Source organism: Marinagarivorans sp. (assembly GCF_982758155.1).
The window spans coordinates 1-15615 of record NZ_CEXWTU010000106.1 but is presented as its reverse complement, the minus strand read 5'-3'; the positions used below and the strand labels follow the sequence as shown (position 1 = coordinate 15615).

General features: G+C 46.4%; 10 protein-coding genes and 1 pseudogene. 5 read left to right on the top strand and 6 right to left on the bottom strand.

Annotated elements, in window-relative coordinates:
* Together AC3A8L_RS12255 and AC3A8L_RS12250 are read right to left on the bottom strand one after the other, a co-directional pair.
* Positions 1 to 2086: pseudogene (locus AC3A8L_RS12255) on the bottom strand (hypothetical protein); the annotation flags it as partial.
* Between the two features lie 1016 nt (positions 2087 to 3102).
* Positions 3103 to 4023 carry a LysR substrate-binding domain-containing protein gene (locus AC3A8L_RS12250; protein ID WP_487962550.1) on the bottom strand — a complete coding sequence of 307 codons (921 nt, stop codon included), beginning with the start codon at positions 4021 to 4023 and terminating at the stop codon, positions 3103 to 3105.
* 188 nt (positions 4024 to 4211) lie between these two features.
* Here AC3A8L_RS12250 and AC3A8L_RS12245 point away from each other — a divergent pair, with 188 nt between their 5' ends.
* Positions 4212 to 5306 carry an alpha/beta fold hydrolase gene (locus tag AC3A8L_RS12245; protein WP_487962549.1) on the top strand — a complete coding sequence of 365 codons (1095 nt, stop codon included), beginning with the start codon at positions 4212 to 4214 and terminating at the stop codon, positions 5304 to 5306.
* Positions 5307 to 5426: 120 nt separating this feature from the next.
* Complete coding sequence (locus AC3A8L_RS12240) at positions 5427 to 5996, top strand: cysteine hydrolase family protein (RefSeq protein WP_487962548.1); 570 nt, start codon at positions 5427 to 5429, stop codon at positions 5994 to 5996.
* Positions 5997 to 6599: 603 nt separating this feature from the next.
* Here the strand turns inward: AC3A8L_RS12240 and ilvC are convergent.
* From ilvC to AC3A8L_RS12225, 3 genes are all read right to left on the bottom strand, one after another.
* Positions 6600 to 8087, bottom strand: coding sequence for a ketol-acid reductoisomerase (ilvC, locus tag AC3A8L_RS12235; RefSeq protein ID WP_487962547.1), 1488 nt, complete (start codon positions 8085 to 8087; stop codon positions 6600 to 6602).
* Between the two features lie 330 nt (positions 8088 to 8417).
* Positions 8418 to 10037 carry an endo-1,4-beta-xylanase gene (locus AC3A8L_RS12230; protein WP_487962546.1) on the bottom strand — a complete coding sequence of 540 codons (1620 nt, stop codon included), beginning with the start codon at positions 10035 to 10037 and terminating at the stop codon, positions 8418 to 8420.
* 302 nt (positions 10038 to 10339) lie between these two features.
* A complete protein-coding gene (locus AC3A8L_RS12225) occupies positions 10340 to 10717 on the bottom strand; it encodes a response regulator (protein WP_487962545.1) in 378 nt (125 codons plus the stop codon).
* Between the two features lie 216 nt (positions 10718 to 10933).
* Between AC3A8L_RS12225 and AC3A8L_RS12220 the strand changes: the two genes are divergently transcribed.
* Together AC3A8L_RS12220 and AC3A8L_RS12215 are read left to right on the top strand one after the other, a co-directional pair.
* Positions 10934 to 12259, top strand: a complete 1326-nt coding sequence (locus tag AC3A8L_RS12220) for an ABC transporter substrate-binding protein (protein WP_487962544.1) — start codon at positions 10934 to 10936, stop codon at positions 12257 to 12259.
* 52 nt (positions 12260 to 12311) lie between these two features.
* Positions 12312 to 14171 carry a sensor histidine kinase gene (locus tag AC3A8L_RS12215; RefSeq protein ID WP_487962543.1) on the top strand — a complete coding sequence of 620 codons (1860 nt, stop codon included), beginning with the start codon at positions 12312 to 12314 and terminating at the stop codon, positions 14169 to 14171.
* Here AC3A8L_RS12215 and AC3A8L_RS12210 read toward each other — a convergent pair.
* On the bottom strand, positions 14168 to 14353 hold the full coding sequence (locus tag AC3A8L_RS12210) for a hypothetical protein (protein WP_487962542.1): 186 nt from the start codon (positions 14351 to 14353) through the stop codon (positions 14168 to 14170). The two genes, AC3A8L_RS12215 and AC3A8L_RS12210, sit on opposite strands and share 4 nt — an antisense overlap.
* Before the next feature lie 339 nt (positions 14354 to 14692).
* Between AC3A8L_RS12210 and AC3A8L_RS12205 the strand changes: the two genes are divergently transcribed.
* Positions 14693 to 15615 (top strand): histidine kinase dimerization/phospho-acceptor domain-containing protein (locus tag AC3A8L_RS12205; RefSeq protein WP_487962541.1); only part of this gene is annotated, 923 nt, incomplete at its 3' end.

Genomic DNA, 15615 nt, shown 5'->3' with positions numbered 1-15615 from the left:
CCAAGCCCGAGGACACATCACCCTGCGTGGCGATATCGCCATTGTAATTAGCATTCACAGTGCCGCCATCGCCGCCATCGCCCGCGCTACCACCAACACTCACCGAAACAGCACCGCTAGCAGGGCCCGCTGCTGCTGCCACGGATATGCTCATGCCGCCGTTACCGCCACCGCCGCCAATACTTTGCACTAATGCACCGGCAGCACTATCGCCTGCCGTCGTTACAGTACCGCCACCACCACCGACCGATTGGGCAAAAATACCGAGAGCTTGATCTTGCTGAGTACTAATTGATGAGGCAATAGTGAGCGTAGAACCTGGATTCATGGGATCTGGTGCACTGTAGTTGTCCAGCGTCACCGTGACATTGCCGCCATCCCCCCCCGACGAACCATCGCCCCCTAAAGCAAAACCGGCAAAAAGACTCCCTGAATAAGAACCGCCACCGTTGCCGCCGCCGCCACCTACCGACTGCGCAAAAATGCCATAAGATTCGGTATCTGTTGTGGTGATTGCCCCACTTTGGGTAACCTCAACCGTGCCGCCATCACCGCCAGCATTACCATCGCCACCTATAGTCACTAGGCCACCAGAAGTACCGCCATCGCCACCACCACCGCCCACACTTTGAGCAAAAACACCTGCGGCGCGCTTGCCGGTAGTGCCAATAGAGCCAGTGTTTTCTACCGTGACGGCGGCAGAATCATTCCCCGTCCCCCCTGTACCACCAATCGCCACTGCACCACCGCCATCGCCGCCGGTACCACCCCCGCCACCAATACTCTGCGCAAAAATACCGCGGGCACTATCACCCGCGGTATTAATGCTGCCATTATTAGTCACGCTAACGACTCCGCCTTTACCGCCATCGCCACCAGAACCACCTAATGCAACCAAGCCACCAGCATCACCAGAGGCACCACCGGTACCCCCGACGCTTTGCGCAAAAATACCGTGTGCACTGGCACCACCGGTACTGACCGAACCATTATTAGTTACGGTAACCGTATTACCATCACCGGCATCAGCACCCGTTCCGCCCACACCAACAATACCCCAGCTATCGCCAGCCGTTCCGGCAGCGCCGGCGGCACTGAGCGCATATATGCCATGGGCATCATCCGCACTCGTCGTTACGCTGCCATTGTTGGTGACAGTGACAGTGCCTGCCTCGGTTGAGCCGCCGCTGTCGCCGCCGCCAGACCATATAATGCCATCGCCGCCGTTGCCGCCTTTACCGCTTTGGCTATACGCATAAATCCCATATTTAGCGCCATCACTATTATCGAGGGAGACATCCGCGTTGTTTTCTAAAGTAACGTCACCGCCATCTCCCGACTCACCACCGTTAGCACCATCACCTGCCACCCCAATAAAATCACCCCCGTTACCACCATCCCCCCCCACACTGGCCACTTGAATAGCCGCATCACTGGCGGTGCTGGTAATTTCGGGGTGATCAGTGCCCACAGTAATATTGGTATTAGGGCCATTGCCGCCATCATCCCCATCTGAAGGCGGATAAGAGAATACCCACACACCACCACCGGCATGACCGTTATCACCATTTTCACCGTGGTTAATAATACTCACCGAGCCACTCGCCGGTACATCGCTACTGGATAAACTCGTAGCCGGCGCTCCTCCACTTCCTGAGGGTACGGATTGCACAACGGGTACAGTCTCTATATCCCCAGTATGTCCAGTCACCATTCCCATATCATCAATAACGGCTTCCTGTAGGGTGTATTCGGTCATGTCCCCATCGCCATTGGTGGTCACACTCAGTACTTGAAAAACCCCCTCAGTCGTCGTGATCAACTGATCTTGGGTCACCGGCACAGCAATATAATTTTGACTAGAGGTGATAACCGATAATACGTTGCCCGAGGTATCGGTCACCAACTGGCTCACGGTTTCAAGCATATTCGTATCGGGGTTGGTTACTTGGTCACCGACTATTGTCATTGACGTTGGCGCATCGGAAAATGCCGACGCTGAGCATAATGAAAGAGCCACGCACAAAGCTTTGCGCTTAAAGCTGCGGGGTAAGCATATTTGAGTCGGTGAAAATAGTGGATTCATAAGGTCTCTTAATTAAATTTTTGTTATTGTGCATAAAGTAGCCGCCGATAGGCGATACCTTAGCTATAGCTTTAGATAGCCCAGAAGATACCACGTTAAGCTACAAACCGTTAAGGGTCCTAATACTTGGCAGTCTTAATCTATTTAAGTGGGGGCATTGAGTCACGGAGACAGTCATAAATACAGGTATAAAACGACTTGGCCTATATTTATATACACGGTTTCTGGTTACTGAATTAGAGGTATTGAAATCATTACCTGCCTCAATTCTGGCGTTAGGGGCGAGGTATAAAAGTTTATCCAATTAGACGAAGAGTCGGCTTTCTTACCAAGGCGCCTAAAGGGGCGCAAATATTTTTAACGAAGGCAAGCGTGCACCCAGGAATTCAAAAACGGGAAATGATTTCATACACGCCCCTTAGGGTATCCTGAATAGTTACTTAATTTGTAACTATTCAGCCATGCTCAAATAGGCCGGCAAACTGATTATTTTCTGGGCCGTTCAAGCCATCCATGGGCACTATGCAAGCGTTCCTGACGCTTGAATACCCAGAAAACAATCAATTCGCCTTTTGAGTGAGTATTATTTCGAGCCCACCTGAATAGTTACCTTAATTTTTAGGTATTCATCAGCATTAGACAGAGGGTATACATAAGTTTTTTTCACTGAAACTATTCGCCATTATAAATACAGCACGACGCTTATCACTCACGGCTTCACTACTATTTCGAGCCAGATAAATCAATAAAACATAAGGTCTGACGAGATAGGTATTCGCGTCAGTCATTTGGCAGGCATGGCCCATACCCAAGACTGACGAACTTATGTTTTCAGGGCTTTCTGAAGGGGGGCGCATTAGGAAGTACTGATAAATTTCTCACCCCTAAGGCGACCGCCGAACCCAAAAGAGAGATTTCACGAAAAAAGGAGCCGGTGAGCGCCAACAGGCAACGTGAATTAAAGTGAAATTAGTGAGGCAATACATCACGCTTTATCCACTAGCAATAACCCCGACTTATTCGGCAACGTTGGACCCAGCCATATTAAACATTTTTGACTTAACGATGTAATCAATTAATACACGCACCCGCTGAGGGACCTGATGCCTAGACGGGTACATTAACGAAAAAACCAAAGGCGCGCTTTCGGCCTGAGGCAAAAGCCTAACAAGTTGTTTTTTTTCAAGCTCCTCTTTGATAACACTCGGCAACAATGAGACAACGCCAAGCCCAGCCTTGGCCATTTCCAACATCATGAGTGGTGAATTACAGCGATGAAAATTACGCGGCCGAATCTCCACGATCTCACCTTTTTGACGGTATCGCTGTATATCGCCAAAGGCTTGCTGCGATAACGTAATCCATTGGCATTGTTCAATATCTGCAACATTTCTAGGGGTGCCGGCTATTTTTAAATAAGCCGGGCTGGCAAACATTTGAAGCTTATCTTCGTGCAATATCCGAGCAATTAGAGTGTCGTCCTTTGGCAGGCCAATGCGAATCGTCAAATCGATTTGATCCGCAATAATGTCCACCAGACCGTCATTAAGAATAAGGTCCAGCTGAACTTTGGGATAGGCAGATCGAAACGCCGCAATTAGCGGCAAAAAGTACCGGTGCGCAATATCGTGGCTCATGGTAATTGCGACCCGACCACTCGGCTCAGCACTCGTCACAACACCTTCTATATCTTGCAGAATTTGGGGAAGTTGCCGTGCGTGCTCGTAAACATCACGACCTTCGCTTGTCACTATCAACTGACGCGTAGAACGCTGTAATAGCCGTACACCCAAGAGATCCTCCAACTGAGAAATCTGTTCGCTCACCCTTGAACGACTACTGTGAAGACGTCGCGCAGCGGCGGCGAAGCTACTCATTTCAACAACACAAGCAAACACGGCCAATTGCCGCAGATGGGCATTCCCTATTGTACTCATTTCCAGAACACTCCAATCCAATAAATCCCACTACCGGGTACGCAGACCCTAGACCATAATGATCCTGCTTTCAAGGAAACACATTGACACAGGGGAATTAAGCCGCCGTTTAAAACAGCGATGCATCGAGCCCCCACTTACATTTGACTCATGGCAGAAATATTCTGCCCATTAATAGCGAGTACTACATGATGAACAACACTCTTAAAATGGCACTTAAAATCGGCGCCGCGACAATTTTAACCTCCTTTGCAGCTCAAGCATTTTCAGGCAGTAGCACTTCACAGGATCGATTTCAACGTACCGCCTTACAGGGAAAGGCAGCGATGAGTCCCTCCAAATGGATTAAGTCTAACCACAAGCACTACCGATCTAAAAAGCACCACCACGCACAGCATGCGTCAAAAGAATTGAGCCAAGTACGTTATGGCTCGGCAGTTGTTGACGGTCTGGGTATTTTTTATCGCGAATCAGGTAACCCGAAAAAACAAGCCGTCGTATTACTTCACGGCCTGCCAACGTCTTCGCATATGTACCGTGAGCTTTTAGATGAACTTGGAGATGACTACTATTTGATCGCACCAGACTACCCAGGCTTTGGCGAAAGTAGCGCACCCAGTCCCAGCGAATATACCTACACGTTTGATAATCTCGCTAATACCATAGATGATTTTTTGATACAGAAAAACATTAATGATTACGTATTAATGTTGCAAGATTATGGTGCACCCGTTGGCTACCGCATTGCCTTAAAGCATCCCGAGAAGGTTAAGGGCTTGATCATAATGAATGGCAATGCTTATGAAGAAGGGGTTAACCCAGAAACCACAGCACTCGTCGACCAATACTCACAAGACAGAAATAACACAGAGCTTGAACAAACCATTTTGAGCAGCTTTTTTAGCTTAGCCGGTATTAAGTGGCAATACACACACGGAACCCGAAACCCAGAAGGTATTTCGCCAGACAACTGGAATTTAGACTTCATGAAACTATCACGCGAAGGGCAAGATAGGATTCAGTTAGATCTATTATTTGACTACCAAAACAATATTGCTCAGTACCCAATTTGGCAGCAATACCTAAAAGATAACCAACCGCCAGCCTTGTTAGTGTGGGGGAAGAATGATCCATTCTTTACCGTTGCCGGAGCGCAAGCCTATAAAAATGATTTAGATAATATTGATTTCAACTTACTGGATACAGGACATTTCGCGCTAGAAGAAGAGAGTGAATTCATTATTCATAAAATGAGAAAATTTTTAAAATATCAAGTGAAATAAGGCTTATGAGCCGGTACCGGGCAGAGGCGCCCGTTTACCGGCTCATAATAAAATTGATCTCGCTGAACAACCCTAAAAATTAACGCTGTACTATTAACTAAACGCAAAAATGGATTTCCTATGAACAAGACCGCCCTCCTACTTATTGATATTCAGATGGAATACTTCCCCGGTGGAGCCCTCCCGTTGCAAAATCCTGAAGCCGCTACCCGTAAAGCCCGAGCGTTATTAAATACCTTTCGCGAACAGTCTCAATCGATTGTGCACATTCAGCACGAAATGACCGAAGCCAACGCTCCATTTTTTAAACCCGGTACTGCGGGTCAAAAAATACACCCATTAGTCGTGCCGTCCGCCAATGAAATAGTGCTTACGAAACACACACCCAACAGCTTTTATCAAACGGAATTACTGTCGCTACTCAAAGAGAGTGACATTGATGAATTGGTACTCTGCGGAATGATGACGCACCAATGCGTTAACCATACGGCACGAGCGGCAAAAGAACTGGGGTTTAAGGTGTCCGTAATAAGCGATGCCTGCGCAACTCTCGAGCACATTTATGGTAATAATGTAATACCGGCAACGCAAATGCACAACGCCCACATCGCCGGTTTAGAGGGATTTATAGCGGCAATATATTCCACTGGACGATATATTGCGCTGTACGATAAAGCCTCGGAAGTGTGATTCTTGCGGTCGGAATATTTAATGACAACAACAAAATGCGACTAAGGGGCGAGGCAATAATAGATTGCCCAATTGGACATGGGCGCCTGCATTCTCAACAAGGCGTTCGAAGGGGCGCATGCCGGGGCATGTAACGCTTTGAGCAACGAAGGTAAGGAGATCGAGACCAAGCATTAGTGGATGAAATATTGTTTCCTTGCCCCTAACATTCCAACAATGAACTCCAACCGCCCAATCCGTCCGCGAAAAAATAAATACAATTATCCGTAACTGAATTTTTCGGGCTCTACATCGGAAGTACTCAAATTGTATTCTGAATTTTTCATATGATCCCCGTCCATGTATGACCGATTAAGGCGTGTGCATTAAATAACTTCCCGTTTTTGAATTCCTGGGTGCACGCTTGCCTTCGTTAAAAATATTTGCAATAGCCGGCTATTACGCCCTATTTTCGCCTCGTCAAGCAAGCACCCACAAACCCAAATCCCAGCAACTTATTCAGTGCACGCCCCTAAGCCGTAAATGTGCAATAAAAGTAATAATTACAGTAAAAAAAAGAGGCCGAAGCCTCTTTTTTAAAACAACTGTAATACCCACAAAATCTTAGATTTCGTTAGAGTCCACAATCGCTTTCATATCTTTCATATAACCGCGAAGCTCTTGGCCAACCCACTCTACGGGGTGGTCGCGAAGTTCTTGGTTTACGGTAACTAAAGTGGCGTTATCTACCGAGTTAGAGCCTGCTGGCAAGCCTTTACCGATATAGGCTGGATCTAGATCGTTAACCCAATCGCGCAACATAGGTACAGCAGCGTGGGCGAACAAGTAACAACCGTATTCAGCAGTATCCGAAATCACTACGTTCATTTCGTACAATTTCTTGCGCGCGATGGTGTTGGCGATTAATGGGGTTTCGTGTAAAGACTCGTAGTAAGCCGACTCTTCAACAATACCCACTTCAACCATAGATTCGAACGCTAGCTCTACGCCGGCTTTAACCATGGCCACAAACATGATGTTGTTATCGAAGTACTCTTGCTCGTCGATTGAAGCATCTTGTGCCGTTGATTTTTCAAAAGCTGTTTCAGCGGTTTCGGCGCGCCACTTTAATAAGTTGGCATCATCGTTGGCCCAGTCTTCCATCATGGTACGTGAGAACTCACCCGTGATGATGTCGTCCATGTGCTTGCGGAATAAAGGACGCATGGTACCTGTAAGCTCTTCAGCCAATTTGTAAGCTTCAAATTTTGCAGGATTAGACAAACGGTCCATCATGCCAGAAACGCCGCCGTACTTAAGCGCTTCAGTAATGGTTTCCCAGCCGTATTGCACAAGCTTAGACGCGTAACCGGCATCAACGCCGTCGGCGATCATTTTCTCGTAACCTAAGATGGCACCGGTTTGCAGCATGCCGCAAAGAATGGTTTGCTCACCCATAAGGTCTGATTTAACTTCAGCAATGAAAGATGACTCAAGAACACCCGCGCGGTCGCCACCGGTAGCAGAGGCATAGGCTTTTGCCCATGCAAAACCGTGCTCTTGTGGGTCGTTTTCGGGGTGAACGGCAATTAGCGTTGGAACACCAAAACCGCGCTTGTACTCTTCACGCACTTCAGAACCCGGGCACTTAGGCGCACACATGATGACGGTTAAGTCTTCACGTACCTGCATACCTTCTTCAACAATATTAAAACCGTGAGAATAGGCCAAAGTCGCGCCTTGCTTCATTAACGGCATAATCGCGGTAACAACAGCGGTGTGTTGCTTATCAGGCGTTAAGTTACACACTAAATCGGCTTGTGGGATAAGGTCTTCGTAGGTGCCTACAGTAAAACCATTTTCAGAAGCGTTTAAGAAAGACTGACGTTTTTCTGTGATAGCCGCGCCACGTAAGGCATAAGACACATCCAAACCAGAATCGCGCATGTTTAAGCCTTGGTTAAGACCTTGTGCGCCACAGCCCACAATAACCACTTTTTTGCCTTTAAGTGCGTTACAACCGTCAGCAAACTCGCTGCGATCCATAAAGCGACAGCGACCCAACTGGTCGAGTTTTTCTGCCATAGAAAGAGTATTGAAATAATTAGCCATGAGGTTAATACCTAGTAAAGATCAAAAAAATAGCCTGCGCCGCAACAGTCGCTACGCAGGCTTTATTGGATTCGTTGGAAAACATGCCCAGAGCCCCTAAAAGCGGCACTAAGCAAGGTGGAAGCATCGATAGAGCACTCCCCCTAAAAACTGAAGCGGTATTCTATCGCAAAGCGCCGCAATGCTCAAAAGTAATAGCTTTCAACAAGACAACAAGCGCAATCAAAGTGGCTCAAACATAAAAAATGCCGGTCGACATGGCATCGACCGGCATTTATGAGTGCGCAAGTTATAAAAAATTAACCGCGCACTACCAAGGCTGAGCAGGCATTAGTTACGCCCGAGGTAGTCCATCAACCAGTCCATTGCTGGGCGGTGGCTGCCGTCTTGGCGAATAATACCAGTCCCTTCGCGCCAAGTTGTTCCAAGCACGTAACCCCACAAGGTGACACCGACCACGGCTGGATGCTCGTAAAATACAGGGAACTGATCTTGGAATATTTGCAACTGGTATTGATCGCCCATACCCAAATCCTCGATATCGTATTCGGAAATATACAAGGGTAAGTTGCCAGACTGCTCGTGAATGTAATCGAGCTTATCTTTTATTTCGGCGGCAGTCCAAACCTTCGGGTCGTTCAAGCTATGCGCCTGCAGGCCAATAGCATCAATCACACCCTGATCAAGCGCGCTGCGAATAACATCTAAGATCGCATCGGTATCCCAAGTAATAAAGTTAAAATCGTTGTACACGAGAATAGCGTTAGGGCAATGCTTTCGCGCCAACTTGAACGATTCTGCAATCCAATCAGCGCCAAATGCATTTCTGGCATAGTCCGCGGGTGCATGCCCGGCAACGGCTTCGTTAACCACATCAATAATGGCCGTATCGGGGTAGCGAGCACAATAATCTTGCATCCACTCTTCTATTTCGCCACGTTGCTCTGCAGCGCTTAAATTATTAACCCAACCCGGCGCTTGTGCGCCCCAAACAAAGGTATGCGCCTTAACTGGAATGCCGTTGGTGCGCGCAAAATCATAAATGGCATCAACAGGCCCCCAGTTATACTGATCTCGAGTCCCCTCTACAGAGCCCCACTTGCCTTCGTTTTCTGGCGTAATCTGATCCCAGTACTGCATGAAATCATTACGCACACTGCCGCGAGTCGTGATATTGCCCACGAACTTGTCACCAGAGAACTCAGGAATAACCGGTGTAGGCGGTTGATAATTAAGGTCTAACTGACCGTCCTTAGAGTAAATACCAAAGCCTGCAAGCGTAGGGTTTTCTACACCAGAGATCATTTCAATGGTCACTAAACCATCACTTACCTGTACATTTTCAATAATTACAGCATGCGCAGTGTATTGCCCTTTAGTGGCGAATAAGTCGAGACCTGTAATAACCTGATTACCTTCTACGGCAACGCTAAAACTACGCTCGCCAGCAGCCATCACATATAGCTCAGCAAAATGAAGCTCCAAGGTATAAATACCAGCTGCCGTCACGGGAACATTTACCGTAAAAGCGCCATATCGCTCAGATTGGTAAAGCGCGCCGTTAGAGGCATCTAAAATGGCTTGGGTCGTCGTATTTGCAGTCCCGCCACTAATGTATTTATCTGTTTGGTATTGAATACCGTCCATGATGAGATCATCGCCACCGACATTAATCGCCACCACAAGGTCTAAATTGATCGCAGGCGCACTTGAGCTAGACGCCACACTAGCGACAGAGCTACTAACAGAAATACTCGAAGGCGGCGGAGCCACTGAACTACTGGTAACCGAACTGCTACTTGGTATTGGTGCAACCGAGCTAGCGGACGATATCGTCATTGCAGAACTACTCGTGGGAACTTCCGTTCCAGTACAACCTATAAGGCTTGTCGTAACGAGCAAACCCAAAGCCAAGCGCTTACAGGAAAAATGGCGGACAAGATGATTCATGATAGGTACCTTCACATAGTGTTAATCAGAACATACTGTTAATCAGAATATTAGGCTCGAAATGAATCACTCAACACTCATTCATATAAGCCTTAGTATTCGCTTATAACATGACGCTTGGCTTTTGCTAGGTAGGCAGGTTTATCTAAATAGCGCCCAGTTCACAGACCGAGAAAGCAAACCAAAGGGTGGTAAAAAAGGCGTACAGTGGGGTTATTTATTACGGTGCAGAAAGCTATTTAGGAGGGAATTACACGCAGAAGGAATACAGGAGAACAGATAATACCGGCAGAGAATTGGCATTAAGCCACAATCATTTCTTCCAATTTTAACAGCAGTAAATCTTCATCAATCGGTTTGGTAACAATACAGTCTGCGCCACTAGCCATAATGGCATCACGCTCATTAAGCACCGCATGGGCCGTTAGCGCGATAATAGGGATAGCACTAAGGCTCGGATTGGCACGAATCAGGCGAATAGCATCTTTGCCATCCATACCTGGCAACGAGATATCCATCAGAATGATGGAGTAACGATGATCTTCTAGCAGTGCTAAACCCGCTTCGGCGGTTGTAGCCAAGGCAACAGAGTAATTGGCATCTTCAAGCATCCATGTAGCAAGGTCAGCATTATCAGCATTATCTTCCACCATTAAAATCGTCTTGGAATCACCAGACATACTCGCCTCTACTCACTTAATAATCGACACTTAATAAGGTTAAACCACAAGCCTCAAGGCCGCCATTAATCACGACAAAATCATGCATATTATTTAACCACCACTACACTTAACAGGTAGAGCCAGTGAATTGAATAACAAGTGATTGCTTTTTATATCATTTATAAATCGAAACGATAATGTCTATACCGATAGCTAATAACAAAGGCCAGCCCCATGAAAATTTCGAGTGATAGTTGTATTCAAAGTCACAACACCTCGAAAGTATTCACCAAGCCACCTTTATCCCGACGCAAACTATTACAGCAATCGTCAGCCGCTGGCGCCACCTTAATGGCGACAATTAACGCACCTTATGTTTTCGCCAAAAAAGCCCCCATTACCCTGCGCGTAATGGGCACTCATGTAACGCTGCAAGAAGAACTGCGACAAAAAGCTATGGCCGATCTCGGTTTTGAGATTATTTTTGAAGCCAAAGGCAGTGCCGCAGTCATGCAAAAAGCGGCAATGTTTCCAGAGTCCTTCGACCTCTACGAACAATGGTCCAACAGTATCAACGTGCTCTGGCATTCAGGCTCAATTAAAGCGATCGAAAAAGAACGTATTACCCAGTGGAAGGCAATTAACAGCCTAACCAAAACGGGACAGCTTAACCCTCAAGCAAAATTTGGCGCGGGCGATGCGCCCTACAAATTATTACACGTGCAAAAAAATGGCGATTTATCATCGACCAATAGTCATCAAATCAGTTTTTTACCCTACGTGCACAATGTCGACTCCTTTGGCTATAACACCCAACACATTGCTGCAGGTAAACCCTACGAAACCGAGAGCTGGGCCTGGCTATTAGACGATACTTATCGCGGTAAAGTAGGCGTTGTAAACGCACCCACTATTGGTCTATTCGATCTAGCACTTGCTGCACAAGCTAAAGGATTAATGCATTTTAAAGATATCGGCAACATGACGCGAGCAGAGCTAGACCAACTGTTTTCAATTTTATATGAGAAAAAACAACAAGGTCATTTTAGCGGCTACTGGACATCAGTACCCGAATCCGTTGAATTCATGAAAAGCGGTCGCGTCGTTATAGAGAGTATGTTTTCGCCGGCAGTTTCATCGTTAAACGGTCAAAACATTCCTGTTGTTTATGCCGCCCCTAAAGAAGGTTATCGCGGTTGGCACGGCGTAATGTGCCTATCAAGCGCAACCGTAGGCCGCCAAGAAGATGCCGCGTATGACTATATGAACTGGTGGTTATCCGGGTGGGCAGGAGCCTTTATCGCACGGCAAGGCTACTATATTTCTAACCCAGAGCTATCCAAAGAGTACCTCACCCCCAACGAATGGGACTATTGGTACGCAGGTAAAGCCACACAAGAAATACTCAAGGGAACAGACGGTAACGTTTCAGTCAAAGGGGGGGCAATTCGCAATGGCGGGTCTTACGAACAACGATTCAGCAACGTAGCCGTGTGGAATACCGTTATGCCAGCCTACGACTACAGCTTACAAAAATGGTATGAATTTATTAGCTCATAATAAGGAAACAGTAATGATACGAAGTCTGCACAAAATCAAATAGAAAAACAGTATGAAGATTTTACAATCCTCAATTAAATTACAAATTTTAATAGCATACGCCATGCTAGCCATCCCCCTATTATTACTGGGGTACTCAAGTTTTAGCTCCCACAAAACCTTTAGCTATGTTATCGCGAAAACCGTAGAGCAAGACAAAGTACTATCCCTTACTGCAGCATTGCAACGCGACATCATGGATCTACAGCGCAATGTTCTCATCTACAAAGATACCGCCAGCCTTAGTTCCGTTAACAATTCAGAGCAACTCTACAAACGTATAGAAAGTGCTATTAGTGCACTAAAAGAGAGCGAAATACTTCAGATTCAAGACAGTAGCATCTTGAGAATGGCGGAGCACCTTCACGACTACAAATCCAGCTTCGATATCGTAGTGAAAAACCGATCAGAGAAAGAAGCGTTGATCACCCACTTTATTGAGGATTCGTCACCAAACTTACTTAAAACTACCGATAACACACAAACAGAAATTCATCTAAAAACACAACTTTTAAAAAATATACATATTGCAAAAAACAGTGCACTATCTTACTTCGTGACAAGCAACCACCGCCACACGCAAAGTTTTAAGCTAGCCATTAGCGACTTAGAATCGCAAGGTGCGAGTTATAAGTCGTTATTAGCCGGCGTTACTGACTACAAAAAATCATTCTTAAAAATAGTCAGCATGCAAAGAAATTACACCTATTTAATCAATGTTGTTATGGCTGGATCAGCACGTGAAATACTCCACTTTGCCGACGAGCTCACACAGTACGCTCACGATCACACCGTAATAATGCAAAATCAAGCTTCACAAAAAATAGCGTCAAAAAACACCGTGTTTTTCATACTTTCTGCTCTAAGCTTATTAATGGTATTAACCACGCCTTGGTACTTTTCAAGATTAATCACACAGCCTATTCAACGAATCACTCAGGTTTTTAATGATCTGGCAGAAAACAAATCCGTAAAAAAAATCCCAGGCCTAGAGCGCCATGATGAAATAGGCTTACTGGCCCGTGCTGCGGATGTTTTTAAAGCAAAAAACGAGCAAACCTATCAATTACTCCAACAAGCCAAACGCTCTGTCACGATACAACAAACACTCAACACTGAACTCGCCGAAGCAAAAGCCTATGCCGAAAAATCGCTATCGGTAAAATCAGACTTTCTTGCCAACATGTCACACGAACTACGCACCCCTCTCAACTCGGTTATAGGCTACACGGTGCGTCTACTCAAAAACGCTCAAACTTTTAGCGATCGGCAAATATCCTCTCTCAACGCGATAGAACGCAACGGCAAACATTTACTGGCCATGATTAATGACATTTTAGATTTAAGTAAAATAGAAGCCAACAAACTCGAGATGCGCTTTGAACCCGTCAACATCTATAGTTTATGCGACGACGTTGTCGATCAAATGCAGTCATACAGCGAAGAACAAGGCGTTCGACTACTCTACGCCCACCCAGACAATGCCGAACACATTATTACCACAGATCCAATACGATTATCCCAGATCTTAATTAACCTAATTTCGAATGGATTAAAATATACAGAGCAAGGAAGCGTCACGTTGAGCATTGATACCCCAGTAACATCGCAGTCGTTAATACTCAACATTCACGATACAGGCATAGGGATTAGCGAAGAAAACATCCAGCGGTTATTTGACCGCTTTGAACAGTTTGATATCGATACCCGCTACAAAATAGGCCATGGTACGGGCCTCGGCATGGCCATTGTGGAGAATGTCGCGCGCTTACTCCACGCCAAAGTCAGCGTTAAGAGCGAACTCGGAAAGGGAAGCCAATTTAGCGTTGAACTTCCCATCGCCCCACCCCAAACAACAGATGAGCCCCACTAAGGCAGTGCCGCATCGATCTTAAAGCTAGCACCACAACTGCCCGCGTCATTGGTTGGCACTGAACCCACTGGCAAAACGTCATGTAAACGATGGCTGTTTTCGAGTATTTCGGGTAAATCAATATGTAATTCAGTTAACAACCCCTTAGGGGTTCCGCAGACACTCCCGCACTTTGCAACCATAAAGATACCGAGAAGAAAAAACAGCCCAACGGTAATACCGCGCTAACATTCATAAAAACCCTTAATCTGAGAACCTATGTAATGAGATGCCCAATAGATAATTAATAACCCAACGAGGTTAAACGCCCGACCTACCCAAAGCTTGACACCCAGCCTTAGCTGACAGGATCAATGATGTTCAAAAAACAAACAAAGTTAGCCAATTTACCCTCGCGACGGCTGGATTCACCAATGGCTGCAGCCATCCCTCATCAACCCTGCTAAAATCGATAACATAACGCCATATTCCACGGCGGTCGTATAACCACACAGTAACTTTGCTGAAGAAGTGACCAGCTTATGAAAAAAATTGTAATCGGTTCAATCCTTGCGCTCGCTAGCGCTTCCACTTACGCCAACTTGCTCTCACCCTTTAAAGACGAGGCAGGCGAAACTAAGTGGCAGTATGTCGCCAACTTTTCGAGTAGCGTACTGATTCTTACCTTGCTTGTCGTTTCGGCTTTTCTATTCTTTACTAACCGCCGCGCTGCGCGCTCTAATCGTGAATTGACGGACATTAAGGCCACCCTTGAAGACCGAGTAGCCCGCCGCACCGCCAGTTTGGAAGAAACCACAACGCAGCTTTCAAGCCGCGAGGCCTACATTAAAAGCATTGTGGATTCTATGCCCCTTATGCTTATTGGCCTTAACAAAGATATGGAAATCACGCAGTGGAACCACGTTGCAGAAACCGTGACCGGCCGCCCTTTCGATACCATAGTAGGGATGAAGCTATGGGAGGCCTACCCCACAATTACCTTAACGCCAGCGCATATCGAAAAAGTCATGGAAGACAAGAAAACGACCACCATAAAACACAGCCAGCGCGGGCAATACTATTTTGATATCACCCTGTACACCTTAAATGAACAGGAAGAAACAGGCATTGTCATATTGGTCGATGACATCACCAAACAAATGAAAGCTGAAAACCAGCTGGTAGAAAGAAATAAAATGTCGGCGATGGGTGAACTAGCGTCCGCTATGGCACACGATATCAATGTACCCCTGCAAAGTATTTCTAGCGCTATTGATGTTATTAACCAACAACTGGTTGCCGCCGACGACAGCCAAAAACAAGCGATTACCCCCGTTTTAGCCAAAGCCAAACACAGCGGTGAACAAGCCACTGCGATTGTGGGTAATTTATTGGAATTCTCATCCAGCCACCAAGACAACAAACAAAACGCCAACATGGCTGAAGTTTTGGATTACAGCATCGG

What these genes read in the sequence shown, in the direction of transcription:
- AC3A8L_RS12220 (WP_487962544.1), top strand. Translation starts at nt 10,934, where the DNA reads ATGAAAATTTCGAGTGATAGTTGTATTCAAAGTCACAACACCTCGAAA.
- AC3A8L_RS12215 (WP_487962543.1), top strand. Translation starts at nt 12,312, where the DNA reads ATGAAGATTTTACAATCCTCAATTAAATTACAAATTTTAATAGCATAC.
- AC3A8L_RS12250 (WP_487962550.1), bottom strand. Translation starts at nt 4,023, where the DNA reads ATGAGTACAATAGGGAATGCCCATCTGCGGCAATTGGCCGTGTTTGCT.
- AC3A8L_RS12225 (WP_487962545.1), bottom strand. Translation starts at nt 10,717, where the DNA reads ATGTCTGGTGATTCCAAGACGATTTTAATGGTGGAAGATAATGCTGAT.
- AC3A8L_RS12245 (WP_487962549.1), top strand. Translation starts at nt 4,212, where the DNA reads ATGATGAACAACACTCTTAAAATGGCACTTAAAATCGGCGCCGCGACA.
- AC3A8L_RS12230 (WP_487962546.1), bottom strand. Translation starts at nt 10,037, where the DNA reads ATGAATCATCTTGTCCGCCATTTTTCCTGTAAGCGCTTGGCTTTGGGT.
- AC3A8L_RS12210 (WP_487962542.1), bottom strand. Translation starts at nt 14,353, where the DNA reads ATGGTTGCAAAGTGCGGGAGTGTCTGCGGAACCCCTAAGGGGTTGTTA.
- AC3A8L_RS12240 (WP_487962548.1), top strand. Translation starts at nt 5,427, where the DNA reads ATGAACAAGACCGCCCTCCTACTTATTGATATTCAGATGGAATACTTC.
- ilvC (WP_487962547.1), bottom strand. Translation starts at nt 8,087, where the DNA reads ATGGCTAATTATTTCAATACTCTTTCTATGGCAGAAAAACTCGACCAG.